This is a genomic window from Ruegeria spongiae (assembly GCF_023502395.1).
Classification (GTDB): domain Bacteria; phylum Pseudomonadota; class Alphaproteobacteria; order Rhodobacterales; family Rhodobacteraceae; genus Ruegeria_C; species Ruegeria_C spongiae.
In genome coordinates this window covers 88,150-109,297 of record NZ_JAMFMB010000016.1, presented here as the reverse complement: position 1 = coordinate 109,297, position 21,148 = coordinate 88,150, and the positions used below count along the sequence as shown (strand labels likewise).

At 61.8% G+C, this 21,148-nt stretch carries 26 protein-coding genes; 7 read left to right on the top strand and 19 right to left on the bottom strand.

Features of this window, described 5'->3' with window-relative positions:
• Positions 1–103: 103 nt before the first annotated feature.
• Both M3P21_RS13775 and parC read right to left on the bottom strand, forming a co-directional pair.
• Positions 104–688, bottom strand: a complete 585-nt coding sequence (locus tag M3P21_RS13775; protein WP_249710681.1) for a hypothetical protein — start codon at positions 686–688, stop codon at positions 104–106.
• Positions 689–788: 100 nt separating this feature from the next.
• The gene (parC, locus tag M3P21_RS13770) at positions 789–3,137 is read right to left on the bottom strand and encodes a DNA topoisomerase IV subunit A (protein WP_249710680.1); all 2,349 of its coding nucleotides are present in this window, start codon (positions 3,135–3,137) and stop codon (positions 789–791) included.
• Positions 3,138–3,340: 203 nt separating this feature from the next.
• Here parC and M3P21_RS13765 point away from each other — a divergent pair, with 203 nt between their 5' ends.
• The 4 genes from M3P21_RS13765 to M3P21_RS13750 all read left to right on the top strand — a co-directional run bounded on the left by M3P21_RS13765 (position 3,341) and on the right by M3P21_RS13750 (position 5,720).
• Positions 3,341–3,970 (top strand): SH3 domain-containing protein, encoded by a 630-nt coding sequence (locus M3P21_RS13765; protein ID WP_249710678.1) that lies wholly within the window; start codon positions 3,341–3,343, stop codon positions 3,968–3,970.
• A gap of 68 nt (positions 3,971–4,038) precedes the next feature.
• A complete protein-coding gene (locus M3P21_RS13760) occupies positions 4,039–4,866 on the top strand; it encodes an SDR family NAD(P)-dependent oxidoreductase (RefSeq protein ID WP_249710677.1) in 828 nt (275 codons plus the stop codon).
• Between the two features lie 73 nt (positions 4,867–4,939).
• Positions 4,940–5,143, top strand: coding sequence for a twin transmembrane helix small protein (locus M3P21_RS13755; RefSeq protein WP_249710676.1), 204 nt, complete (start codon positions 4,940–4,942; stop codon positions 5,141–5,143).
• Between the two features lie 4 nt (positions 5,144–5,147).
• Positions 5,148–5,720, top strand: a complete 573-nt coding sequence (locus tag M3P21_RS13750; RefSeq protein ID WP_249710675.1) for a cob(I)yrinic acid a,c-diamide adenosyltransferase — start codon at positions 5,148–5,150, stop codon at positions 5,718–5,720.
• A gap of 83 nt (positions 5,721–5,803) precedes the next feature.
• Here the strand turns inward: M3P21_RS13750 and M3P21_RS13745 are convergent, their stop codons facing one another.
• Both M3P21_RS13745 and M3P21_RS13740 read right to left on the bottom strand, forming a co-directional pair.
• Positions 5,804–6,172 carry a VOC family protein gene (locus M3P21_RS13745; RefSeq protein WP_249710674.1) on the bottom strand — a complete coding sequence of 123 codons (369 nt, stop codon included), beginning with the start codon at positions 6,170–6,172 and terminating at the stop codon, positions 5,804–5,806.
• A 73-nt stretch (positions 6,173–6,245) separates the two neighbouring features.
• Positions 6,246–6,977, bottom strand: a complete 732-nt coding sequence (locus M3P21_RS13740) for an ABC transporter permease subunit (RefSeq protein ID WP_249710673.1) — start codon at positions 6,975–6,977, stop codon at positions 6,246–6,248.
• A gap of 419 nt (positions 6,978–7,396) precedes the next feature.
• Here M3P21_RS13740 and M3P21_RS13735 point away from each other — a divergent pair, with 419 nt between their 5' ends.
• The 3 genes from M3P21_RS13735 to M3P21_RS13725 all read left to right on the top strand — a co-directional run bounded on the left by M3P21_RS13735 (position 7,397) and on the right by M3P21_RS13725 (position 9,608).
• The gene (locus tag M3P21_RS13735) at positions 7,397–8,155 is read left to right on the top strand and encodes an electron transfer flavoprotein subunit beta/FixA family protein (protein WP_249710672.1); all 759 of its coding nucleotides are present in this window, start codon (positions 7,397–7,399) and stop codon (positions 8,153–8,155) included.
• Positions 8,155–9,084, top strand: coding sequence for an electron transfer flavoprotein subunit alpha/FixB family protein (locus tag M3P21_RS13730; protein ID WP_249710671.1), 930 nt, complete (start codon positions 8,155–8,157; stop codon positions 9,082–9,084). The genes M3P21_RS13735 and M3P21_RS13730 overlap by 1 nt, the downstream gene beginning before the upstream one ends.
• A 131-nt stretch (positions 9,085–9,215) precedes the next feature.
• The gene (locus tag M3P21_RS13725; RefSeq protein WP_249710670.1) at positions 9,216–9,608 is read left to right on the top strand and encodes an META domain-containing protein; all 393 of its coding nucleotides are present in this window, start codon (positions 9,216–9,218) and stop codon (positions 9,606–9,608) included.
• Here the strand turns inward: M3P21_RS13725 and recO are convergent.
• The 15 genes from recO to folK all read right to left on the bottom strand — a co-directional run bounded on the left by recO (position 9,592) and on the right by folK (position 21,051).
• Positions 9,592–10,317: a DNA repair protein RecO gene (recO, locus tag M3P21_RS13720; protein ID WP_249710669.1), complete on the bottom strand. Its 726-nt coding sequence runs from the start codon at positions 10,315–10,317 to the stop codon at positions 9,592–9,594. The genes M3P21_RS13725 and recO overlap by 17 nt on opposite strands.
• An 87-nt stretch (positions 10,318–10,404) precedes the next feature.
• Positions 10,405–10,728 (bottom strand): SemiSWEET transporter, encoded by a 324-nt coding sequence (locus M3P21_RS13715; RefSeq protein ID WP_249710668.1) that lies wholly within the window; start codon positions 10,726–10,728, stop codon positions 10,405–10,407.
• A gap of 145 nt (positions 10,729–10,873) precedes the next feature.
• Positions 10,874–11,203, bottom strand: a complete 330-nt coding sequence (locus M3P21_RS13710; protein WP_249710666.1) for a DUF1491 family protein — start codon at positions 11,201–11,203, stop codon at positions 10,874–10,876.
• Positions 11,200–12,108 (bottom strand): GTPase Era, encoded by a 909-nt coding sequence (era, locus tag M3P21_RS13705; protein ID WP_249710664.1) that lies wholly within the window; start codon positions 12,106–12,108, stop codon positions 11,200–11,202. The genes M3P21_RS13710 and era overlap by 4 nt, the downstream gene beginning before the upstream one ends.
• Positions 12,105–12,791 carry a ribonuclease III gene (gene rnc / locus M3P21_RS13700; RefSeq protein ID WP_249710661.1) on the bottom strand — a complete coding sequence of 229 codons (687 nt, stop codon included), beginning with the start codon at positions 12,789–12,791 and terminating at the stop codon, positions 12,105–12,107. Before rnc ends, era begins: the two co-directional genes overlap by 4 nt.
• Entirely contained in the window at positions 12,788–13,624 is an 837-nt protein-coding gene (lepB, locus tag M3P21_RS13695; protein ID WP_249710659.1) for a signal peptidase I, read from the bottom strand. The genes rnc and lepB overlap by 4 nt, the downstream gene beginning before the upstream one ends.
• A gap of 30 nt (positions 13,625–13,654) precedes the next feature.
• Entirely contained in the window at positions 13,655–14,098 is a 444-nt protein-coding gene (gene acpS / locus M3P21_RS13690) for a holo-ACP synthase (RefSeq protein WP_249710657.1), read from the bottom strand.
• 1 nt (position 14,099) lies between these two features.
• Complete coding sequence (locus tag M3P21_RS13685) at positions 14,100–15,077, bottom strand: NADPH:quinone reductase (RefSeq protein ID WP_249710655.1); 978 nt, start codon at positions 15,075–15,077, stop codon at positions 14,100–14,102.
• Positions 15,078–15,120: 43 nt separating this feature from the next.
• Entirely contained in the window at positions 15,121–15,744 is a 624-nt protein-coding gene (locus M3P21_RS13680; protein WP_249710653.1) for a LysE family translocator, read from the bottom strand.
• A gap of 43 nt (positions 15,745–15,787) precedes the next feature.
• Complete coding sequence (locus tag M3P21_RS13675; protein WP_249710652.1) at positions 15,788–16,408, bottom strand: LysE family translocator; 621 nt, start codon at positions 16,406–16,408, stop codon at positions 15,788–15,790.
• Positions 16,405–17,151 (bottom strand): pyridoxine 5'-phosphate synthase, encoded by a 747-nt coding sequence (locus tag M3P21_RS13670; RefSeq protein ID WP_249710651.1) that lies wholly within the window; start codon positions 17,149–17,151, stop codon positions 16,405–16,407. The genes M3P21_RS13675 and M3P21_RS13670 overlap by 4 nt, the downstream gene beginning before the upstream one ends.
• Position 17,152: 1 nt before the next feature.
• Positions 17,153–17,842, bottom strand: coding sequence for a DUF2062 domain-containing protein (locus M3P21_RS13665; protein WP_249710650.1), 690 nt, complete (start codon positions 17,840–17,842; stop codon positions 17,153–17,155).
• 33 nt (positions 17,843–17,875) lie between these two features.
• Positions 17,876–20,008: a RelA/SpoT family protein gene (locus tag M3P21_RS13660; RefSeq protein ID WP_249710649.1), complete on the bottom strand. Its 2,133-nt coding sequence runs from the start codon at positions 20,006–20,008 to the stop codon at positions 17,876–17,878.
• 28 nt (positions 20,009–20,036) lie between these two features.
• Positions 20,037–20,390 (bottom strand): DNA-directed RNA polymerase subunit omega, encoded by a 354-nt coding sequence (gene rpoZ / locus M3P21_RS13655; protein WP_249710648.1) that lies wholly within the window; start codon positions 20,388–20,390, stop codon positions 20,037–20,039.
• A gap of 91 nt (positions 20,391–20,481) precedes the next feature.
• Positions 20,482–21,051 carry a 2-amino-4-hydroxy-6-hydroxymethyldihydropteridine diphosphokinase gene (gene folK, locus M3P21_RS13650; RefSeq protein WP_249710647.1) on the bottom strand — a complete coding sequence of 190 codons (570 nt, stop codon included), beginning with the start codon at positions 21,049–21,051 and terminating at the stop codon, positions 20,482–20,484.
• Between the last annotated feature and the right edge of the window lie 97 nt (positions 21,052–21,148).

The following is a 21,148-nucleotide window of genomic DNA, read 5'->3' as shown; positions in this document are numbered from 1 at the left end:
TGGCGCCCTTTTGCGTTTTGGGGGACCCCAGGTCCCGGTTAGCGTCTGCGCGCGCGGGATATTTGGTTCAAAAGGGAAAATCAAGTGCAACCGTACAGCCGCGCTAGCTGCCGGGCGGGTTTTCTGACTGCGCCGCGGTTTCGGTATCGGGTCGGGTATTGAACCAGCCGTCTTTCTTATGCTCTTCGGCCAGCCATTCCTCGATTGCATCGGCGACTTTCAACGACAAGCCCGCGATCTGCTGCTCCTTGGTGCGACTATGCCCCGACCCGACCAGAGCGCTCTCGCCGGTCGTGTCTTCGAGCACCTGAATGCGGTGCTCGCGGGCCAGCATCTTTTTCTGTCCGACGTCATAAACATAGACATCCACGATTGCGATGCTTTTGGGATTGTAGATCACCGGCACACCCGGTGGGGCCAACATATAAGCCCCCAAATAGACGCCGATGTCGTATTCCTGCCTGCCCTCGTAACGCCCCAGCCGCGTTTCGATGGCATTTGTCAGCGCTGCCTTCCATTGCTCGGGCGAGGCGTCACGCGACACCGGGCCTTTGACCGCCTTGTCGGAAACCACGTGGTTGATGCGCAGTTTGAAGTCCCCCAGATCTTCGGGCGCTTCGTCTATCTGGGTCTGCGTACAGGCCGCCATCAGGGCAAGCCCACCGGCAAAAGCAAATGTGCGGATCATGGTTGTCCCGTCTCGATTGGTTCCTCAGGGGCGATCTTAGACCACCTCCGGGGCGTTTCTCCAAGCGGCTTGAGCGGATTTCTTCCAAACATTCGGCGGCTCACGAGAACTTGTAGTTGCGCGGGAAGCCATGTGGGGGCCGTTTGCCCACCCCTGCCCGCTTGGCCAGCCATTGGGTCAGATCCCCCTCGTGCCGGGTCTTGTCGCCGCCCATGGTCCAGCGCAGCCCCTCGTCCCAGTTGAAAGTGGTCACGTCGCTCAGCCCGCCATCCAGTTCAAGCGAGCCCTGCTTGCCCCGCGCCATATTGTATTTCTGCAGCCGCACGCCTTTGCCCCGACCCATCTCGGGCAGTTCGTCGGTGGGGAAGACAAGAAACTTGCCATTCTCCGACACCACCGCCACGTGGTCGCCAGCCACCGGCGTGCAGATCAACGCGCGGTCGTCGCCCTTGACGTTCAGCACCTGCTTGCCGCTGCGGGTCTGGGCCACCACCTCGGACTCGGGCACAACAAAGCCGTTGCCCGTGCTGGAGGCCACCAGCAGCTTGCGGTCGGGTTTGTGGATCAGGATGTCGATGATCTCGGCCTCGTTGGGCAGATCGACCATCAGCCTGAGCGGCTCACCCATACCGCGCCCACCAGGCAGATTGGACGCGCTCACCGTATAGAACCGCCCGTTGCTGGCGAAAACCAGCAACCGGTCGGTGGTTTCGGCGTGGAAGATAAAGCGCGGGCCGTCGCCATCCTTGAACTTCAATTCGCGTTTCAGATCGATATGGCCGGTCATCGCCCGGACCCAGCCCATCTGCGAGCACACAACCGTGATCGGCTCGCGGTCGATCATCGCCTCAAGCGGCACCTCTTCAACCTCGCCCGCCTCGGCAAAGCGGGTGCGGCGGGCGCCGCCCTCATAGTCCTTGCCAAAGGTCTTGCGGGTCTCGCGCAGCTGTTCGGCGATGCGGGCCCATTGCAGATCGGTGCTGTCGAGCAAATCCTCGATCCCGGCGCGTTCCTCCATCAAGGCGTCGCGTTCGCGGATCAGTTCCATCTCTTCCAGACGCCGCAAGCTGCGCAGGCGCATGTTGAGGATGGCATCGACCTGAACCTCACTCAGTTCGCCCTCACCAAGCGGCGGCGAGACATAGTCACTCTCGTCGGTGGCGCGGACATGATCCTTGCCCCAATCCTCGCGCATCAGCGCCGCCTTGGGGTCGTCGTCATAGCGGATGATGTCGATCACCCGGTCCAGATTGAGGAAGGCAACGATGAAGCCTTCCAGCACTTCCAGCCGATGATCGATCTTGCCCAACCGATAGCGCGAGCGGCGCAGCAGCACCTCTTGCCGGTGATCGAGGAAGGCGCGCAGCACCTCTTTCATCGAGCAGACCTTGGGCGTGACCCCGTCGATCAACACATTCATGTTGAGCGAGAACCGCACCTCGAGGTCCGAGTTGCGGTAGAGCATGTTCATCAGCACCTCGGGGTCCACATTCTTGGACCGCGGTTCGAGGATCAGGCGGATGTCATCGGCGCTTTCGTCACGCACATCCCCGAGGATCGGGATTTTCTTGGTCTGGATCACCTCGGCGATCTTTTCGATCAGCTTGGATTTCTGGACCTGATAAGGGATTTCGGTGACCACAATCTGCCACTGGCCGCGACCCAGATCCTCGACCTCGTATTTGCAGCGCAGCCGGAAGCTGCCGCGCCCGGTGCGATAGGCTTGCGCGATGTTCTCGGGCGGCTCAACAATGATGCCACCGGTGGGGAAATCGGGGCCCGGCACGTAGTTCAGCAGCGTGTCGTCGCGCGCGTCGGGCGTCTTGATCAGATGCAGGCAGGCGTCGCAAAGCTCGGCAATATTGTGGGGCGGGATGTTGGTGGCCATCCCCACCGCGATCCCGCTTGATCCGTTGGCCAGCAGGTTGGGGAATTGCGCTGGCAGCACCACTGGTTCGGTGAGCGTGCCATCGTAGTTTTCCCGGAAATCAACCGCATCCTCGTTCAGACCTTCCAGCAGCGCCTCGGCCACGATGGTCATCCGCGCCTCGGTATATCGCGAAGCCGCCGGGTTATCACCGTCGATATTGCCGAAATTGCCCTGCCCGTCGACCAGCGGGTAGCGCACGTTGAAGTCCTGCGCCAGACGCGCCATCGCATCATAGATCGCGGCGTCGCCATGCGGGTGATAGTTGCCCATCACGTCGCCCGAGATCTTGGCCGACTTGCGGAATCCGCCCGTTGCGTTCAGCCGCAGTTCCCGCATCGCGAACAATATGCGCCGATGCACCGGCTTTAGCCCGTCGCGCGCATCGGGCAGCGCCCGGTGCATGATAGTGGACAGCGCATAGGTCAGATAGCGCTCGCCAATGGCGCGGCGCAGCGGTTCGGCCACTTCGGAACCGGGTTCGGGCAACTTCATGTTGGGGTCGTCGATCGTATCGCTCATATATGATGTGATACGCCGCCAAGCGCCGGGCGTAAAGCGAGCGTATGTGTTTTCCCACAGCACCCGGCGGGTTTTCCACAGCTTATGGGGACCAGTCCGCGAATCCTCCCCGGTATTTCGACTCCAAAGCCCGGTTATGGTAGGGTGGGGAAGTTAAGTCTGCTGCTGATTCCAGTTGTTTATTTAGTACGGGGAGGCGCGCCATGCGCTTGGTTATTGTATCTTTTGCTTTCATGGGCTTTGCCTTTTATGAACTCAGTGGCGGCGCGGATTTCGAACCGCGCGGTGTGCGCGGACCAAAGCCCGAACCGGTGGCGCAAGCCCCAAGCGCCGAAACACCACCCGTCAGGATCGCCTCCTCTGCGCCAGAGCTTGTTTCGGAACCGGTTATCGAACCGCAGCCCACCACCCGGCCTGTCCAACCCACGACACCCGAGCCCGAGGCGTCGGACGCGCTGACCCGACTGGCGCAGGTCAACGTCATCAGTGGCTCTGACAGCCTGTTCCAGACCCCGGCCGAAGACACGGTCACGCTGGCCTCTCTGCAAGAGGGTCTGCTGTCCGCCGAGACCGTGACGGATGCGCAGGCGCCAGAGCAGCCGCTCGCAACGACGCTTGCCGAACCTCAGCGCGACATTCGCGAAATCACCGGCACCCGCGTCAACATGCGCGACGGCCCCGGCACAATCTATCCGGTGATCACCCGCCTGAATATCGGCCACCAGGTCGAGGTGCTGGATAGCTCGGGTACCGGCTGGCTGCGGCTGCGGGTTCTGCCCGAACGGCAGATTGGTTGGATTGCGGCATCACTGGTCAGCAAAAACGCAAACTGAACTTGACAGCGCATTGCGCCAATCCCGCTCTGCGGTCATAGAGACCTCGGGTACGGGCAAGAGGCGACATGCGGAAAACCATTCTGATCACAGGGTGTTCTTCGGGCATCGGACTTGATGCGGCACACGGCATGCGTGCGCGGGGCTGGCATGTTTTTGCCTCATGCCGCAACCAGCGCGACTGCGACCGGCTGCGCGCGCAGGGCTTCGACAGCCCCAGAATCGACTATGCCGACACTGATAGCATCGCCTCGGGGTTGGCGGAGGTTCTGACCGCGACAGGCGGAACGCTGGACGTGGTGTTCAACAACGGCGCGCACGGCCTTCCCGGTGCGGTTGAGGACGTGCCGACCGACGGTCTGCGCTATATCTTCGAAAGCAACTTCTTTGGCTGGCATGAGTTGACGCGCCGTGTGGTTCCCGTCATGCGGGCGCAGGGGCATGGCCGGATCATCCAGAATTCCTCGGTGCTGGGACTTGTCGCCTTCAAGTGGCGCGGCGCCTATGTGGCCACGAAATACGCGCTGGAAGGCTTGAGCGACACGCTGCGCCTCGAACTGCGCGGATCGGGCATCGACGTGATCCTGATCGAGCCCGGCCCGGTCACCTCAAAAATCCGCGAAAAGGCGATCCCGGTCTTCGAGCGGTTCATCAACTGGGAAGCCTCGGCGCTGAAACAGCAATATGAGGATACCCTACTCAAGCGCCTTTACGAGGGCACCGGCAAGGACAGGTTCGAACTGCCAGCCTCGGCAGTGACCGCCAAGCTGGCCCATGCGGCTGAGGCCAAACGCCCGCGCGCGCGGTATTATGTGACAACACCCACTTATTTCGCTGCGATCCTCCGCCGCATTCTGTCGACACGGGCCAGCGACCGCATCCTGTCGCAGATGTAATGTAAAAACCGGTTCGCTTTTTCGCCCCGACCCGCTAGGTGAAGGGGCAGAACATGGAATATGTGAGGGCGGCATGGACAGTCTGTTACTGGGCATACTGGGGCTGGCAATGGCGGCGGTTGTCGTCGTTCTGATGCTCGGGATCGGCGGCTTCGCCAAAGGTGGCGAGTTCAACGCCAAACATGGCAACAAGATGATGCGGCTGCGGCTGCTGTTCCAGTTTATCGCCGTCTGCCTTGTGGTGCTTTACGTGTATCTGCGAAATCAGGGGGGCTGAGGCGATGGTCGTTCTCAACAAGATCTACACCCGCACCGGCGATGGCGGCCAGACCGCCCTTGGCAATGGCGACCGGGTCGACAAATTCTCGGGGCGCGTGGCGGCCTATGGCACGGTGGATGAGCTGAATTCCTTCGTCGGCGTCGCGCGGCTGGATGCCGAAGGCGCGCTGGATGAGGCCCTGTCACATATCCAGAACGATCTGTTTGATCTGGGTGCCGACCTGTGCCGTCCCGACATGGACAAGGATGCCGATGCCGAATACCCGCCCCTGCGTATGAGCGCCACGCAGACCGAACGGCTTGAGGGCGAGATCGACATGATGAACGCCGATCTGGAGCCGCTGCGCAGTTTCATTCTGCCCGGGGGATCGCGCCTGGCCGCCAGCCTGCATGTCTGCCGCACTGTGTCGCGCCGCGCCGAGCGGATGGCCGTCGAGCTTGCCAGTCATGAGCCGATCAACGAGGCCGCCGTGACATATCTCAACCGCCTCAGCGACTGGTTCTTCGTGGCCGCGCGGCAGGCCAATAATGGTGGCAAGGACGATGTTTTGTGGGTTCCGGGCGCGAACCGCTGATTCTGCCAGCGGCGGGGCCTCCGGTGGAGGACCCGGCGACCGGAAGGGCGGAGCCCCGGGCCAATCTACCTGCACCCAAGCCCCTACTCCGCAGGTTCCCATAACTCGATCGGATTGCCCTCGGGGTCGTTGAGCCAGGCAAAGCTGCCATTCGGGTAGGGTGAATCCGGATCCCGGCGCACCTCGATCCCTGAAGCCTGCAACTGCGCGATCATCGCGTCCAGATCGCGGACCCGGAAATTCAGCATGAACTGCTTTTCGGAGTTCCCGAAATATTCGGTGACCTTGTCGAACGGGGCAAATACGGTCGCGCCAGCCTGTTGCTGCCAGCATGGGGTGTCATAGTCGTCTGGCACCAGATCGATGCCGAGCAGATCCCGATACCACCGCGCCAGCCCCTTGGGGTCGTCAGAGCGGAAGAAGAATCCGCCGAAACCAAGCACTTTTTCCATGATTACCTCCGTTACCGGATCATCGTAGAATTCACTCTAACGGATAACGCGCCCGATTGGGACCGCCAGCGCCTTAGTGGATACCTGTGGTCAGGCCCCGCATCAGCCAGCGCTGCAACACGATCACCACAAGCGCAGGCGGCAGCAACGACAACAGCGCAAGCGCCATGCCCGCCTGTCCGCCAAAGCCCGCATAGGCCATGCCACGAACCAATGTGTCATGATCCTGGCTCGTGGTGGTGATCATGATCGGCCAGACATACTGGTTCCAGCCCAGCACAAAAAGGATCGCAAAAAGCGCCATCATCATCGGCAACGAGAGCGGCAGAATGATATCGAACAGAACACGCAGCGGCCCGGCCCCGTCGAGCTGCGCGGCCTCGATCAACTCGCCCGGAACTTGCCGCAGAAACTGGTGAAAGACCAGAACACCCAGCCCGCTGGCGGTGATCGGCAGAATCATTCCGGCATAGGAATTCAACAGCCCCAGATCGCTTGTGACGGCGAATGTGGGCAGGATACGGGTCTCGATGGGAAAGAACATAGGCACCAGGATCACACCGTAGATGAGCCCGCTACGCGGCAGTCGAAAAAACACCAGCGCATAGGCAGCCAGCAGCGAGATCGTGCATTTCACAACCGCAACCCCCAGCGCCAGGATCATCGAATTCCGCATCATCGCCCCGGCCCCGATGCCGGTGCCGCTACGCCCGCCGCGCCAGATATCCGCAAAAAGCGACCACAGCGCCGCAGGATCAAACCCGGCCATCAATTCCCAGATCAAAAGACCAACTGGGCCAGTCATGACAACAACACCCGCCAGAAGGATCGCATGGTCGAAAAGGCGGTTTCCGGGCAAAGGAAGACGTCCACAAATGGATTGGCGGGCAAGGTGCAGCACCGCAGGGTTGCCCCCGGTATCGCAAGGCTGACCCTGCACCGCAAGCGTTCAGGTGCCTGCAGGATGCGACAGCTTTTGCTTCCGATTCACGCTGACAAACGGATCGCGATCCGCCTGCGCGAACCAGTTCGGGGCAAGGGAAAATCCTGCCTTGATCGGGCAACAGACTGACCTTCAAACCGAAAACGAAAAAACCCGACGTCGTTTATTGCCAATGTGACGATTTTAACCTGTTTTCCGATGTCTCTACCCGCTATCTAGCCCAAGAGAACAAAGGTCGAGTCGACGCACGGCTCGACAAATCTGTGAGGAGAATGACGCAAATGAAGGTACTCGTGCCTGTCAAACGCGTGATTGACTATAATGTGAAGGTCCGCGTGAAAGCGGACGGTAGCGGTGTCGATCTCGCCAACGTGAAGATGTCGATGAACCCCTTCGACGAAATCGCGGTCGAGGAAGCGATCCGTCTCAAGGAAGCAGGCAAGGCCGATGAGGTCGTCGCCGTTTCGATCGGCGTCAAGCAGGCGCAGGAAACCCTGCGCACCGCGCTGGCCATGGGGGCCGACCGCGCCATTCTGGTTATCGCTGCTGACGACGTCCATCAGGACATCGAGCCGCTGGCGGTTGCCAAGATCCTGGCCAAAGTGGTCGAGGAAGAGCAGCCCGGCATCGTTCTGGCCGGCAAACAGTCCATCGACAACGACATGAACGCCACCGGTCAGATGCTGTCGGCCCTGCTGGGCTGGTCGCAGGGCACCTTTGCCTCTGAGCTGGACATCGACGGCGACAGCGCCAAGATCACCCGCGAGGTGGACGGCGGCCTGCAGACCATCAGCGTCAAGATGCCGACCATCGTGACCGTTGACCTGCGCCTGAACGAGCCGCGCTATGCCTCGCTGCCCAACATCATGAAGGCGAAGAAAAAGCCGCTGGACGAGAAAACTGCCGCCGATTACGGCGTCGACGTTACTCCGCGTCTGGAAATCGTCAAGACCGAAGAGCCCGCCGCACGTGCAGCAGGCATCATCGTCGGCTCGGTTGACGAGCTGGTAGAGAAACTCAAAGAAGCGGGGGCTGTGTAATGGCTGTACTTCTTCTTGCCGAAGTCACCAATGGCGAACTGGGTCTGGACGCAACCGCCAAGGCCGTGACCGCTGCAAAGCAACTGGGTGACGTGACCGTTTTGGCCGCTGGTGCCTCTGCCGCCGCCGCAGGCGACGCCGCCGCCAAGATCGACGGTGTCTCCAAGGTGCTGGTCGCCGAGGATGCCTCGCTGGGTCACCGCCTGGCCGAAGCCACCGCCGCGCTGATCGTCAGCCTGGCCGATGGCTATGAGCATATCGTTGCCCCCGCCACCACCGACGCCAAGAACGTGATGCCGCGCGTTGCTGCGCTGCTGGATTCGATGATCATCTCGGACGCGTCCGGTGTGGTCGACGGCTCGACCTTCGAGCGTCCGATCTACGCGGGCAACGCGGTTCAGACCGTCAAGTCGAACGACGCCAAGAAAGTCATCACCATCCGGACGTCGACATTTGACGCCGCCGGTGAAGGTGGTTCCGCATCGGTCGAGACCGTGTCGGCAGCCGCTGATCCAGGCCTCAGCTCCTGGGTTGAGGACAAGGTTGCCGAAAGCGACCGCCCCGAGCTGACCTCGGCGGGCGTTGTTGTGTCGGGTGGCCGTGGCGTTGGGTCCGAAGACGACTTCAAACTGATCGAGACCCTGGCCGACAAGCTGGGCGCGGCTGTTGGTGCTTCGCGTGCGGCGGTCGACTCGGGCTATGCCCCGAACGACTGGCAGGTGGGTCAGACCGGCAAGGTTGTTGCCCCTGACCTGTATGTTGCCGTTGGCATCTCGGGCGCGATCCAGCACCTGGCCGGTATGAAGGACAGCAAGATCATCGTTGCGATCAACAAGGACGAAGAAGCACCGATCTTCCAGGTTGCGGATTTCGGACTGGTTGCCGACCTGTTCCAGGCCGTGCCGGAACTGACCGAAAAACTGGGTTAAACGGGTAGCGGGACAAGACCGCTTCCTGCGCAATACACTCCAAGGCCCGCCGATCCGGCGGGCCTTTTTCGTTGTGCCCTTGCGCTGAACGGCGAGGGCGCTTACCCCGAGACCGGCTCAAGGAGGATGCGATGCTGCGCCTGTTTCTGTTCACACCATTGATTGCCCTCGGCACTTGCCAATCCGACGAAAGCGTTGCCGCCTATGGTGCAGGTAACGAGACCTGGGTTCTGGAAAGCATCGCCGGAGAGCCCGCAGCGGCATCGACCACCCTGAGCTTTCCCGAGGCGGGCCAGATCGCGGGCAAAGCCCCCTGCAACAGCTATAGCGGCACGATGGAGGCACCCTATCCCTGGTTCGAAGTGACCGACCTGAGCGCTACCCGGATGGTGTGCCCTGAACTCGAGGCCGAGGGCGCCTATTTTGCCGCGCTGATGGCGATGACCCAATCCGAAGTGTCGGGCGACGTGCTGGTCCTGCGCAACGAACAGGGCTATGAGATGGTGTTCAAATCCGGCGAGTGAACGTCTCGATGAAGCGCGCGCGCGCCTCGGGCAGCGGTTTGTGCCCCAGCCCGCGCGCCAGATGGTTTTCAAGGAAATGTCCCGTGGTCGCAAAGGCCTGCGCGATCTCGTTGTCCGGTGCAGGACCTTCACCGCGCAGGCAAGGAGGCAGCGGCAACATCCGGTCGGCCCAGTCCCCGGCCCCCGCTGCGGTCACCGCGCGGCCCGATTTGGGCGAGACATAGATCAGCCTCTCTCGCGCACCGGTCACGGCGCAGACGCTGAGATCAAGACCGAAGCCCAACTCATCCAGCAGCGCCAGTTCCCAGCGCAGATAAGCCAGTGGCCAGACCTCGTCCTGCCCCAGCAGATCCAACAACTGTTCGGTCTGCCGGTAGATCGTCGGGTGCGGCTCCCGCTCAGGCAGGCAGAAGGACAGCAAGGCCACAACCGTGTTCAGCCCGGCCAGCGCCAGCCGCCCCGAGAACGCCGCCGCCGCGCGGGATCGCAGGGGTTCGACCTGAAAGCTGCCGATATGTTCCTCAAGCCGCGCCCGCCAGAGCACGTCCAACTGTGCGCCCGGTTGCAGGATCGGGGCGATCTTGCGGCTGGTCCCACCGCGCACCACACCGGCATGACGCCCGTGGCCTTCGGTAAAGACCTCGATGATCGCCGCCGTTTCACCGTGCCGGCGAGAGCTTAGGAGTATGCCGTGATCACGCCAGTCCAAGGCGGGTCCAATCTTGTCGGGATGGTCCGATCCGTGCACAAGAGCGCAATGTCGAGGTCACTGCAAGTCAGAGCGCGGCAGGACGACTTAGAACGTAACACCTGCATGGATCAGGATACCGACGACCATCAGCAGGTTGAGAACCATCGAGATGCCGTTGCCTACGTAAATTGGCAGCTTCTTGACCATCAGACCATAGGCAAACCAAAGCAACGACAACGCCGCATAGAGCGACCACGTCACAAGAGACTGGCCAGAGGCGTGCTGTGAATGGGTAAGGTAAAGCTTGGCAAGTTGTGGCAGCGTGGCGAACGGGCCAACGACGCCGACAAACACCATAAATCCCTCGAAGTGCTTCATCACACGACCGAGGTTTGACCTTATGAATTTCTGACCAAATGTTTCAGCCAAGGAATGACCTCCGTTGGTTGCGTTGGGCCGGCTGTTGGGGCCGCAGCCGCAGATTTCATGCGCGGTCTATATAGGTGTGTTGATGCGCCTGACCAAGATTTGACAGCAGGGTCTTGAGCCGAATCTGACCGGGACCTTGGATGACCTACTCCAATCCCTCTTCGCCCAGCAGATGCCGCCCTTGACGATCCTCGATCTCGATCACCCAGAGGTCGGGGTCGAAGCTGCGCTGGCGTTGGATGGCGGCGTCCACCTCCATTTCGGGACCAGAGGATAACTCGACCCATTTGCGGTCTCCCGTCATCAGGTCGAAGCTGCGCTGAAAGGCCGTGGCCTGACCGTCCAGCGTGTTGAGCTTGACCAGAACCGCGCCTGCTGTGTCGTCGCCATGGGCCACGACAAAGGCCGGGATTTCCTGAAATCGCAGCCGCGCCAGATAGGCGTGGACCCAGAAATCGGCCGTCAGCCGGGTCATGTATTGCCGTCTTTGAAATCCAGACCCATCTCGGAATAACGCTCGGATTCCTCCAGCCAGTTTGGCCGCACCTTCACCTGCAGGAACAGATGCACCTTGCGGTCCAGAAACTCTTCCAGTTCGGCACGCGCCGCCTGGCTGACCGCCTTGATGGTCTCGCCCCCTTTGCCCAGCACGATGCCCTTATGCCCGTCACGCACCACATAGATGATCTGATCGACCCGCGCCGATCCGTCCTTGCGCTCCTGCCAGCTCTCGGTTTCGACGGTCATCTGATAGGGCAGTTCCTGATGCAGGCGCAGGGTCAGTTTTTCACGCGTCATCTCGGCGGCGATCATGCGCATGGGCAGGTCGGCGATCTGGTCTTCGGGATAGAGCCAGGGGCCCTCGGGCAGCTCGTCGGCCAGCCATTTGCGCAGATCCTCCACTCCGTGGCCACGTTCAGCCGAGATCATGAAGGTTTCGGCAAAGCCGTAGCGCGCGTTCAGGTCCTTGGCGAGTTCCAGCAGATGGCCGGGCTGCACCTTGTCGATCTTGTTGATCGCCAGCGCGATCTTGCGACCCTGGCCGATCTCTTCCAGACCTTCGAGGATGCGCTCAACCCCTTCGGTGACGCCGCGATGCGCCTCGACCATCAGCACGACGATATCGGCATCCGCCGCCCCGCCCCAGGCCGCGGCCACCATGGCGCGATCCAGCCGACGGCGCGGTTTGAACAGGCCCGGCGTGTCGACGAAGACAAGCTGCGCCTCGCCTTCCATGGCTACGCCACGGATGCGCGCGCGGGTGGTCTGCACCTTGTGGGTCACGATCGAGACCTTGGCCCCCACCATACGGTTCAGCAGGGTGGATTTGCCTGCGTTGGGCTCTCCGATCAGGGCGATGAATCCGGCGCGTGTTGTCATTGGTTTTGCTCCAACCTGTCCAGCAGGGTTTTTGCGGCCATCTGTTCGGCCTGCCGTTTCGACCCGGCGGTGGCCTGTTCCTCGGTTCCGTCCTGCAGCCGCGCGGCGATGGTAAAGACGGGGGCATGATCGGGGCCGGAACGGGCGATTTCCACATAAGAAGGTGGGGTCTGGCGGCGGGCCTGCGCCCATTCCTGCAACGCGGTTTTGGCGTCGCGGGCATCCGCCTCGACCTTGTGGATGCGATCCCCCCACAGCCGCAGGATCACGTCGCGGGCGGCCTCGAAACCGGCATCCTTGTAAACGGCGGCGATCACCGCCTCCATCGCGTCGCCCAGCAGCGCCTGTTTGCGGCGGCCGCCGGACTTCATCTCGGAGCGGCCCAGTTTCAGCACCGCGCCCAGATCAATCTGGCGGGCGACATCGGCACAGGCTTCCTTGCGCACCAGCGCGTTGAAACGCGGTGCCAGCTGGCCCTCGGTGGCGGTCTTGTCTTCGTCCAGCAACGCGGTGGCCATCACCAGCCCCAGCACCCGGTCGCCCAGAAACTCCAGCCGCTGGTTGTCGCTGCGCGTGGGTGACGAGATCGAGCCATGGGTCAGCGCGCGCACCAGCAGGTCCGGCCGGGAGAACTCATGGCCAATCCGCGCCTGAAACGCGATCAGGTCTGCCGAGAGTTTCAATCGATCCTCTTGAAGAAACGGTCGCTGCGCCAGGTCCAGAAATACAGCATCGAGCGCCCAGCGGACGAGAACATGACCCGATCGGCGCGCCCGATCAGGTTCTCATAAGGCACGAAGCCAACGCCACCCGCAGAGACCGGCAGCCGCGAGTCGCTGGAATTGTCGCGGTTGTCGCCCATGAAGAAATAATGCCCCTCGGGCACCGTATAGACACCGGTATTGTCGGAAGATTGATTGCCGATATTCAGGATCGTGTAGGACACGCCATTGGGCAGCGTTTCGATGAAGCGCGATTTGGTGCAGATGCCGCCCAGCCCGACGGGGCCGTTTTCGCAGCGCGGGCGCAGGCCCTGCGGCCCTTGCGGCGCGTAGGTTTCCTCGAACTCGCCATCGGGTTTCAGGCCGACGGCGGTACCGTTGATGTGCAGAACGCCCTGCCGCACCTGAATACGATCGCCCGGCATTCCGATCAGGCGCTTGATGAAGTCACGGCCCGTGGTCGGGTGTCGAAACACTGCCACATCGCCCTGTTTCGGCTCGCCGGCCCACACGCGGGTGTTGTCGCCGTCGAGGAAGCCGCAGATGTTCTGGGCATCGATATTGATGCCGATCCCGGGCATCAGCAGGTTCGGACAGGAGGCGTAGGAATAGCCATAGGCCATCTTGTTCACGAACAGGAAATCACCGATCAGCAGCGTCTCTTTCATCGACCCCGACGGAATCCAGAATGGCTGAAAGAACAGCGTCCGGAAAATCCCGGCAAAGAGCAGGGCAAAGACGACGGTCTTGATCGTCTCCCAGACGGCATTTCCGGTTTTGGCTTCGGCGGCCATACTGCTCTCCGATTTCTAACTGATCGCGCGCTACATGCGGGGCGGGCCGGGGTAAGTCAAGGGCGTGCCCTCACCGTCCAGCGCCCGCGCCTCGATCACCACAAAGGCCTGCGCCCAGGGGTGGTCGTCGGTCAATGTGACATGGATGATCGCCTCGTGCCCGGCGGGCGTCATTTCGCGCAATCTCTCGGCGGCCCAGCCGGTCACCTGCATCACCGGCTGGCCGGTCCCGAGATTGCTGACCGCCATGTCCTTCCATGCGATGCCCATGCGCAACCCGGTGCCCAGCGCCTTGGAGCACGCCTCTTTTGCGGCCCATCGCTTGGCGTAGGTGCCTGCGGTGTCGGCGCGGTGCTCGGCTTTGCGCTGTTCGATCTCGGTGAAGACACGGTTGCGGAACCGGTCACCGAACCGGTCCAATGTGCCCTGGATGCGCTCGATATTCGCAAGGTCCGTACCGATGCCCAGAATCACATCACACCTCCAGAACCACGGTGCCCAGCTTTTGCCCGGCCTCGACCATTTCATGCCCGGCGGCAACATCCGAAAGCCCCCCGGCAGGCACCACGGCGTGGCTCAGCGCGTTCTTTTGCAGCCATTGGGTGAGCTGTGCCTCGCCCGCGCGGCGCACCGCGCCAGACAGTTGGTAGACGATCAGCATATGCAGGCGGATGTCCTTGAACATGAAACCGTAGAAATCGAGCTCTGGCTGCATGCGCGAGGCGGAGGCATAGCTTGCGATCGTGCCGCCCGGTCGGATCAACGCCAGCGAGGCCCGCTGATTGGCGGCAAAATCCACCTCGACAATCCGGTCGACACCCGCGCCTGCGGTCATGTCCATCACCGCCTCAGTCACGTTCTGGGTGCGGTAATTGACCCATTCACTTGCACCGGAATGCGCGGCCTTTGCGTCAGAGCTGACCGTCGTGATCACCCGCGCCCCACCCAGAGCTGCCATCTGGCAGGCATAGCGTCCGACCGTTCCGGCACCTCCGGTGACAAGAACCGACTGACCGTCAATCGGGCCGTCCCGATAAAGTGCATACCACGCCGTCATCGCAGGTATCCCGAAACAGGCGCCCTCGGCAAAACCGGTGGTGTCCGGCAGGAACACGGCCTGCTCGGAGGGGAGAGCGACATATTCCGCCCCGGTCCCGAAAGCGCGCTGCCACTGACCGTTCCAGATCCAGACCCGCTCGCCGATCCGGGCCGGGTCGACCCCTGCGCCAACCGCTTCGATCACGCCCGCGCCATCGGAATGCGGCACGACGGTTGGGAACTGCATGACCGCACCGGGGCGCGCACCTCCGCGCAGCTTGACATCCGATGGGTTGATCCCGGTCGCGCGCACCCGTACCAGCACCTCGCCCGGCCCGGCAACGGGATCAGGCAGATCGACAAGTTGCAGCACGTCAGCAGCCGCGCCAAAGCTGCGATAGGTCACTGCTTTCATGATGTTGCCTCTTGAATCAAGGCGCGCCTTGCGATCGCTGCGATCATGACAGGCGCACCGTCAGAATTTTATAGCTGGCCACCCCGAAGAACCCCGCAAAGGCGAAGTCGAACCAACGGCGGGCACGGCGATAAGCGCGGACCATGCGGGCTGACGAGAACAGGAACGCATAGCCTATGAAGATCAGCAGGGACCCCGCATAAAGCAGGCCGAAATAGCCCAGAAGCATCGCGAGACTGGCATCGTTGGGCGCGACGATGGCATAGATCGAGCCCCAGCTGAGGATCGCCTTGGGGTTGGTCAGGTGGATGGCTGCGCCCTTGGCGAAGATGGCAGGCAGCGTTCCGGTGACCGGATTGCCCATCGCCACCTCGTCCGAGCTCATCGCCCGGCGCAGCGCTTTCAGCGCCAGCCAGCCCAGATAGGCCACCCCGACATAGCGGATCACCTCGAACACCCAGACATTGGCCAGCATGATCGCCGACAAGCCCAGCGCAGCAGCGATGCCCCATGTGGCGGAGCCTGCACAGATGCCCAGCGCAAAGACCAGGCCAGCGCGGCGACCTTCGTTCATCGCGGTTCCCGCAATGCCCATCGTGGCCGGACCCGGAGAGCCGCCAGCCATCAGCCAGGCACACCAGATGGCGACGAAAGCGGGCGTGATCATGCAGGTGCCTCATCCATTGGGCGAAGGTTTTTGCTGCGACGCCTCATCTGGCAAACGCCGATTTGATCAGGCCCAGACCGGCAATCGCGAACAATCCGGCAACGACACCGTCGATCCAACGTCGGAACCTGCGGTAGCCAGTCATCATCCCGCTAACCGAAAACAACAGCGAATAGAGGGCATTGTTGATGAATCCCACAGCAATGCAGACCACTGTCGCGGCTGCGACCGACGCCAATCCGTCATCCGGACCAAGACCAACGGACAAAGCCGCCATCCATGCGATGACCGATTTGGGATTAGACAGGTTAAGGATCAGCCCGCGCCAAAACCATCGGCCCTTTTTCGGCAGCGACACCTTGCCTGCATCCCGCCGCATTGCAGAGCGCCCCGATTGCCAGGCCAGCCACAGCAGGTAGAGGCCGCCAAGCAGTTTGAGCACCATCAGGACATAGAGTGAGCTTTGCAGAACTGCACCCATGCCGCTGGCCGCGACCAACCCCCAGAAAACCAGACCGCAGGACAACCCCGCACCGTAGACAAGACTGGTTCTGCGACCAAAGCTCATCGCAACAGCAGCGTTTGAGATATTTGCCGGTCCGGGCGAGACGGCGACAACAAAGAAGGCAAACGCGGTGACGGCAAGGGATGTCAGGTCGATCACGCCCGCGCCTCGTCCATCAGGCGGCGCATCTCGGAAATCGCCGGAGTGAGGCCCAGAAAGATCGACTCGCCGATCAGAAAGTGGCCGATATTCAATTCGCGCACCTCGGGGAAGGCCGCAACAGGTTGCACCGTGTCGTAGGTCAGGCCGTGGCCTGCGTGGACCTCCAATCCCAACGAATGGGCAAAGGCAGACATCTCGCGCAGCGCTTCCAACTCGCGCGCGGCATCATTGGGGCGGCCTTCGGCATGGGCGTCGCAATAGGCCCCGGTATGCAGCTCGATCACCTCTGCCCCGATCCGGTGGGCGGCCTCAATCTGGCGCCGGTCGGCGGCGATAAAGATCGACACGCGGCAGCCGACGTCACGCAGGGGCGCTATGAAATGGGCCAGCTTGTTTTCCTCGCGCGCCACTTCCAGCCCACCTTCGGTGGTGCGCTCCTCGCGCTTTTCGGGGACGATGCAGACCGCGTGCGGCTTGTGGCGCAGGGCGATTTTCTGCATCTCGTCGGTGGCTGCCATCTCGAAATTCAGTGGCACGGACAGGACTTCCATCAGCCCGTCGATATCGGCATCCGAGATGTGGCGGCGATCTTCGCGCAGGTGTGCGGTGATGCCATCGGCGCCGGCCTCTTCGGCCAGTTTCGCGGCGCGCAAAGGATCAGGATAGGCCCCGCCACGCGCGTTCCGCACGGTGGCCACATGGTCGATATTCACGCCGAGCCGCAGATGAGTGTCAGACATGTCAGTCGCCTTTTTTCGATGTTCCCGGGGACACTAGCCGTGATTGCGGCGCGACGTCACCCTCTGCTTCGGCCTTTTTACGGATCGCTTCGAACTTGGCTTTGATCTTGGCGCGGCGGCGCTGTTGGTAGGCGCGGATCAGCGGCACCGAGAGATAATAACAGACCACCCCGAAAATCAGCCCGGGAACAACGCAACCGATCATGTAGGGAAAGAATATCTCGTCATAAAAGACCTCAAGCCCGTGCCAATGTGCCTGACGGTCGCTGAACATGGCGAGGAAGTTCTGCCACAGGTCGCGGCCCGCATCGGCGAATTTCTCAAGCAGGGAATTGCTGACGCGTTCCTTGTATTTCGTGCCCAGTATGAAATGCCCACTCTGAAGCGAGATGACCCCAATCGGCACATAGGTCAGCGGGTTTCCAAAGAACGTCCCGCTAAGCGAGGCCAGGAAATTGCCGTTGATCAAACGCGCGCCAAGGGCCGCAACCACAAAATGCAGCCCGTAAAACGGCGTGAACGAGGCAAACACCCCCGCGCCGATCCCGCGCGCGATGCGTTCGGGCGAATCCGGCAGCCGCCGCACCCGGTGTTTGACGTAGTGAAACGCACGGGTCCATCCGCCGCGCGGATACAGAAACTCCGAGACGACCTGAACGGGCGATCGGCGATCTCGGCGCTTGAACACCACGCTGTGTCGTCCTTTCCCTTGCCCGTCCGGGCCTTATACCGCCTCGGCCCGTTTTCGGGCCTTTTCCCGATAGCGTTCGACCGAAGCGACATCGCTTTCGGCCTCCAGCATCAGCATCAGGGAATGCAGTTGTTCCAGATCCCTGATTTCGACACTGATCATCAATCGGTAAAAGTCCGGTTTGCGGTCCAGAAATTCAAGGTTTGAAATATTGGCCTTTTTCTCGCCGATCAATGTGCAAATTCGCCCCAGCACGCCTGCATCATTGCCGATCGTCAGATCCAGCCCCGCCCCGTAGACCGCCGGATGGGTGCCGGAATGCCAGTGCAGATCGACCCAGCGCTCGGGCTGGTCCTCGAATTCGCTCAGGCGTTCGCAATCAATGGCATGCACGACCACGCCCTTGCCACGATAGGTGATGCCGAGGATGCGCTCGCCCGGCAGTGGCTGGCAGCAGGGTGCACGCTCAAAGCTCTGCCCCGGTTCCAGACCGATCACCGCGCGCCGGGGAGAAATCGCATCGCCCTCGTCGGGGGCCAGATCGGGATAGACCGACTGCACCAGTTCATGCCCGGTCAGTTCCGCGCTGCCCAGCCGCGCCAGCAACTCGCCACGGTCCTTGAAACGCAGATGCCGTGCCGCGGTGTCCAGAACCTTGTCGGTCACCTTGCGGCCCACATGTTCGAACGCGGACCGCGCCAATTCGTGCCCCAGCTTGATGAACCGTTCGCGGTCGACCTCGCGCAGCGCCCGGCGGATCGCGGTGCGGGCCTTGCCGGTCACCGCAATCTCAAGCCAGCTGACCTGCGGCGTCTGCCCCTCGGCGGTGATGATATCGACCGATTGCCCATTCTTGAGCCGGGTCCAGAGCGGCACACGGATGCCGTCCACCTTGGCCCCCACGCAGGCATGGCCGATGCGGGTATGGATCGCATAGGCAAAGTCGATCGGCGTGGCCCCGCGCGGCAGTTTCACCACATCCCCCTTGGGGGTGAAGCAGAACACCTGGTCGGAATACATCTCGAGCTTCACCGCCTCGAGGAAATCCTCGTGATCCTCTTCGCTGTCGAACTGTTCGGTCAGGTTGGCAATCCATTTCGCCGGGTCCACCGCAAACGGGTTTTCCGAGCGTACGCCATCGCGATAGGACCAATGCGCCGCCACGCCGGTTTCGGCCACATCATGCATCTGGCGGGTGCGGATCTGCACCTCGACCCGTTTGCCGTCACGGCCCGACACGGTGGTGTGGATCGAGCGGTAGCCGTTGGATTTCGGCTGGCTGATGTAATCCTTGAACCGTCCCGGCACCGCGCGCCAGCGCTGGTGGATCGCGCCCAGCGTGCGATAGCAATCCTCTTCCGAGCCGGTGATGATGCGGAATCCGTAAATGTCCGAGAGGCGGGAAAACCCCTGTTCCTTTTCCTGCATCTTGCGCCAGATCGAGTAAGGTTTCTTGGCGCGACCAAACACCTCGGCCTCGATCCCGGCCTTCTCCAACTCATGGCGCATGTCGCCGGTGATGCGGTGAATCACATCGCCGGTTTCACGCTGCAGCATAATGAAGCGACGGATGATCGACTGGCGGCCTTCGGGGTTGAGTACGCGAAAGGCCAGATCCTCCAGCTCTTCGCGCATCCATTGCATGCCCATGCGGCCCGCGAGCGGCGCGAAGATGTCCATCGTCTCGCGTGCCTTGACCACCTGTTTCTCGGGCCGCATCGCCTTGATCGTGCGCATGTTGTGCAGCCGGTCGGCCAGCTTGACCAGAATCACCCGCAGATCCTTGGACATGGCCATGAACAGCTTGCGGAAATTCTCGGCCTGCTTGGTCTCAAGACTGGTCAGTTGCAGATTGGTCAGCTTGGTGACCCCATCGACCAGCTTGGCGACCTCATCGCCGAACAGGTCGGCCACCTGGCCGTAATTGGCCTTGGTGTCCTCGATCGTGTCGTGCAGGAGCGCGGTGATGATGGTCGCGTCATCCAGCCGCTGTTCGGTCAGGATGGCGGCAACGGCAACGGGGTGCGAAAAATAGGGCTCGCCCGAGTGGCGGACCTGCCCTTCATGCATCTCGCCACCGAATTCATAGGCGGTGGCGATCCGGTCGGCATTGGTTTTGGGATTGTAGTTGCGGACCAGCGCAATCAGGTCATCAGATGAAATCATCCGGTCCGCATCCTTTCAGGCGGCAGGTTCAGCCCTGACCCTGGGCCTCCATCAGCGCGCGCAGCAGCTTTTCCTCGGACATGTCGTCTTCGGCGGGCTTGTCGGTTTCGGCACCCATCAGCAGAGCCATCTGATCGTCTTCCGGCTCATCGACTTCGATCTGGGTCTGGTTGCTTTCGATCAGACGCTCGCGCAGCTCGTCGGCGCTTTGGGTCTCGTCGGCAATCTCGCGCAGGGACACGACGGGGTTCTTGTCGTTGTCGCGGTCCACGGTGATTCCCGCCCCGGCGGAAATCTCACGCGCCCGGTGTGCCGCAAGCATCACCAGCTCGAACCGGTTCGGTACTTTGTCTACGCAGTCTTCAACCGTAACGCGCGCCATCAGAGGCCTCCACAGTGCAACCCAAGTCAGAAGCGCTGTATCTAAGCGCTAAATGAACAGTTGACAAGCGGGAAATGGGGCGTGCTTGCGGTCAGATCGGCACCACAGCGGCGCGCTCCTGATCAGGCAGCGCCGCCAGCATCTCGGACACTTTCTGTCCCAGCACCGGATGGCGCCAATCCGGCGCAATATCGGCCAGCGGAACCAGCACAAACGCGCGGTCCTGCAGACGCGGATGCGGCAATATCAGCCGATCCGGCGCGTTGCGCGCCTGTTCCTGCGGTTCCAACGCGTTCCAGGACCGAAAAACCCCAAGATCCGGCTCGACCCGGTCACCGGCCAGAACCAGATCCAGATCCAATGTCCGCATCCCCCAGCGCTGCACCCGCTCACGCCCGAACTGTGCCTCGACCACATGCAGACGACGCAGCAACGCCTGCGGCGTATCCGCTGCCTCAACCAGAATGGCCGCATTCACGTAATCCGGACCCGCACCTGCGGGAAAGCACGGGGTGGCGAAAAAACGGCTTACGGCGCGAATCACCACACCCCCGCTTGCGAGAGCCTCGATGGCATTACCCAGGGTAAGCTGTGGTGGGTTTTTATGGAATTTCAGGTTCGCGCCCAGCGCGACGGCTGAAATTGACCGGTTTTCGGTCACATTTGGCCTCGGAATTAATGTCTGCTCTACTTGCTATATATGACAGTTGTCTTACATTTAAGCCCATCATTCCGCCGCATTTGATCACTCACGGGAA

What these genes read in the sequence shown, in the direction of transcription:
- era (WP_249710664.1), bottom strand. Translation starts at nt 12,108, where the DNA reads ATGACAACACGCGCCGGATTCATCGCCCTGATCGGAGAGCCCAACGCA.
- M3P21_RS13775 (WP_249710681.1), bottom strand. Translation starts at nt 688, where the DNA reads ATGATCCGCACATTTGCTTTTGCCGGTGGGCTTGCCCTGATGGCGGCC.
- M3P21_RS13735 (WP_249710672.1), top strand. Translation starts at nt 7,397, where the DNA reads ATGAAGGTACTCGTGCCTGTCAAACGCGTGATTGACTATAATGTGAAG.
- M3P21_RS13740 (WP_249710673.1), bottom strand. Translation starts at nt 6,977, where the DNA reads ATGACTGGCCCAGTTGGTCTTTTGATCTGGGAATTGATGGCCGGGTTT.
- M3P21_RS13730 (WP_249710671.1), top strand. Translation starts at nt 8,155, where the DNA reads ATGGCTGTACTTCTTCTTGCCGAAGTCACCAATGGCGAACTGGGTCTG.
- M3P21_RS13745 (WP_249710674.1), bottom strand. Translation starts at nt 6,172, where the DNA reads ATGGAAAAAGTGCTTGGTTTCGGCGGATTCTTCTTCCGCTCTGACGAC.
- M3P21_RS13765 (WP_249710678.1), top strand. Translation starts at nt 3,341, where the DNA reads ATGCGCTTGGTTATTGTATCTTTTGCTTTCATGGGCTTTGCCTTTTAT.
- M3P21_RS13660 (WP_249710649.1), bottom strand. Translation starts at nt 20,008, where the DNA reads ATGATTTCATCTGATGACCTGATTGCGCTGGTCCGCAACTACAATCCC.
- M3P21_RS13725 (WP_249710670.1), top strand. Translation starts at nt 9,216, where the DNA reads ATGCTGCGCCTGTTTCTGTTCACACCATTGATTGCCCTCGGCACTTGC.
- parC (WP_249710680.1), bottom strand. Translation starts at nt 3,137, where the DNA reads ATGAGCGATACGATCGACGACCCCAACATGAAGTTGCCCGAACCCGGT.
- M3P21_RS13750 (WP_249710675.1), top strand. Translation starts at nt 5,148, where the DNA reads ATGGTCGTTCTCAACAAGATCTACACCCGCACCGGCGATGGCGGCCAG.
- lepB (WP_249710659.1), bottom strand. Translation starts at nt 13,624, where the DNA reads ATGGCCGCCGAAGCCAAAACCGGAAATGCCGTCTGGGAGACGATCAAG.
- M3P21_RS13760 (WP_249710677.1), top strand. Translation starts at nt 4,039, where the DNA reads ATGCGGAAAACCATTCTGATCACAGGGTGTTCTTCGGGCATCGGACTT.
- M3P21_RS13670 (WP_249710651.1), bottom strand. Translation starts at nt 17,151, where the DNA reads ATGTCTGACACTCATCTGCGGCTCGGCGTGAATATCGACCATGTGGCC.
- M3P21_RS13685 (WP_249710655.1), bottom strand. Translation starts at nt 15,077, where the DNA reads ATGAAAGCAGTGACCTATCGCAGCTTTGGCGCGGCTGCTGACGTGCTG.
- M3P21_RS13710 (WP_249710666.1), bottom strand. Translation starts at nt 11,203, where the DNA reads ATGACCCGGCTGACGGCCGATTTCTGGGTCCACGCCTATCTGGCGCGG.
- rpoZ (WP_249710648.1), bottom strand. Translation starts at nt 20,390, where the DNA reads ATGGCGCGCGTTACGGTTGAAGACTGCGTAGACAAAGTACCGAACCGG.
- M3P21_RS13755 (WP_249710676.1), top strand. Translation starts at nt 4,940, where the DNA reads ATGGACAGTCTGTTACTGGGCATACTGGGGCTGGCAATGGCGGCGGTT.
- M3P21_RS13680 (WP_249710653.1), bottom strand. Translation starts at nt 15,744, where the DNA reads ATGATCACGCCCGCTTTCGTCGCCATCTGGTGTGCCTGGCTGATGGCT.